We start from the raw sequence: 2,095 nt of genomic DNA on the forward strand, positions 1-2,095 counted from the left end.
ATGAGGTTGGCCATGGGGGAGTCCTCGCCGGTGAAGACCAGGCTCTCTTTGACGAACTCCACCCGGACGCCCTTGCGGGTCAGGCCTTGGACGAGAGCACGTAAGTCGTCGAGGTTGCGTGCGAGCCGGTCCATGCTGTGCACCACGACGGTGTCCCCGTCTCTGGCGAACCGCAGCAGTTCCGTGAGTTCCGGCCTGGCAGTGTCCCTGCCCGAGGCCTTGTCCGTGAAGACCCGGTCCAGGACCTGGCCTTCGAGCTGGCGTTTCTCGTTCTGGTCCAGCGTGCTCACCCGCACATACCCGATTCGCTGTCCGGCCACTGCTGCCTCCAACCTTCGCCTGTGAGGTTGAGTTCTAGAACCCTCCTACAAAGAAGTCAAGCCCCTGACACTCCCTTGTCTGGTTGGGGTGTAATCCAATCTGATCGGCAGCACGGTGACAGTCACCGCTCCATGACAAGCGCCCGCCGGCCCCTGAAAAGAGTGGGCTGACGGGCGCTCGTTGTGATGCGGGTTTAGACGGCGTAGGGGTCGCTGATGCCGATGTATTGGGTGGTGGTGTATTCGGCGATGCCTTCGGAGCCGCCTTCGCGTCCGAGGCCTGATTGTTTGACGCCGCCAAAGGGTGCGGCGGCGTTGGAGATGACGCCGGCGTTGAATCCGACCATGCCGAATTCGATCTGTTCGGCGACGCGGAGGAGGCGGTTGAAGTTGCGGCTGTAGAGGTAGGACGCGAGCCCGTACTCGGAGGCATTGGCGAGCTTGATGGCTTCGTCTTCCGTTCCGAAGGTGGTGACGGGGGCGACGGGGCCGAAGATTTCCTGGCGAAGGATTTCCGCGTCGTTGGGTACGTTGGCGAGGACGGTGGGCTGGTAGAAGTAGCCGGGCCCGTCCACCGGTGCGCCGCCGGTCAAAGAGACAGCGCCAGCGTCAACGGCGGCAGCGACCAGGGCGTGGACGTCATCCCGGGCGCTGGCGTCGATGAGCGGGCCGACCTGGGTTGAGGGGTCTGTACCACGGCCGGTGGTCAGGGCGCCCATCGCTTTGGCGAACTTGGCAGTGAATTCCTGTGCGACGGATTCGTGGACGAGGAAGCGGTTGGCTGCGGTGCAGGCTTCGCCCATGTTCCGCATCTTGGCGGCCATGGCCCCTTCGACGGCGGAATCGAGGTCGGCGTCTTCGAACACGATGAACGGGGCGTTCCCGCCCAGTTCCATCGAGGTCCGCAGGACATTCTGCGCCGCGTCGGCCATGAGTCGTTTGCCCACCGGTGTGGAGCCGGTGAAGGAGACTTTCCGCAACCTCGAGTCTTTGAGCAGCGGCCCGGAAATGCCGGAGGCGGAGGAGGAAGAGACGACGTTCAGCACTCCGGCGGGCAGGCCCGCGTCGAGCATGGTCTGGGCGAAGTACTGGGCGGTGAGCGGGGTGAGTTTCGCGGGTTTGAGGACCATGGTGCAGCCGGCGGCGACGGCGGGTGCGACCTTGCGGGTGGCCATGGCCAGCGGGAAGTTCCAGGGGGTGATCAGCAGGCAGGGGCCGACGGGCTTGTGCTGGACGAGGATCTTGTTTTTGCCCTCGGGGGTGGTGAGGTAGCGGCCGTAGTCGCGGACGGTTTCTTCGGAGAACCAGCGCAGGAACTCGGCCCCGTAGGTGACTTCGCCGCGCGCCTCGGCCAGCGGTTTGCCCATTTCCAGGGTCATCAGCAGCGCGAAGTCCTCGGCCCGTTCGGTAACCAGGTCAAAGGCCCGGCGCAGGACTTCGGCCCGCACCCGCGGTGCGGTTCGCGCCCAGGACGCCTGCACAGCGTCGGCCGCGTCAAGGGCGGCGAGGGCGTCCTCGCTGGTGGCGGAGGCGAGGGTGGCGAGCACCTTCCCGGTGGCGGGGTCGTGCACGTCGAAGGTGCCGCCGTCGGACGCGTCCCGCCACTGCCCGCCAATCAGAAGGCCTGTGGGCACGGACGCGAGAAGCGCAGTTTCGCGCTGCGGCGTAAGGGCGGGGGAGAGGGTAGGGGCAAGAGACATGGTGCTCCTCAGAGGGGTCATGGATCGGTGGTTGAGCCTGTCTTGTTCGGCAGGCTCAACCACCGGGATTGCGGG

2 protein-coding genes are annotated in these 2,095 nt (G+C 65.8%); both read right to left on the reverse strand.

Annotated features, from left to right (window positions below; genetic code table 11):
• Positions 1 to 320, reverse strand: a 320-nt coding sequence (locus DBR22_RS01430) for a recombinase family protein (protein WP_146187329.1), incomplete at its 3' end; no start/stop codon positions are given.
• Positions 321 to 514: 194 nt separating this feature from the next.
• Positions 515 to 2,020, reverse strand: a complete 1,506-nt coding sequence (locus DBR22_RS01435) for an NAD-dependent succinate-semialdehyde dehydrogenase (protein ID WP_108597454.1) — start codon at positions 2,018 to 2,020, stop codon at positions 515 to 517.
• Between the last annotated feature and the right edge of the window lie 75 nt (positions 2,021 to 2,095).

The organism is Arthrobacter sp. HMWF013, assembly GCF_003061105.1.
Taxonomy (GTDB): Bacteria; Actinomycetota; Actinomycetes; order Actinomycetales; family Micrococcaceae; genus Arthrobacter.

Bases quoted from the DNA above. Each gene is read 5' to 3' on its own strand.
- DBR22_RS01435 (WP_108597454.1), bottom strand. From the start codon at position 2,020: ATGTCTCTTGCCCCTACCCTCTCCCCCGCCCTTACGCCGCAGCGCGAA.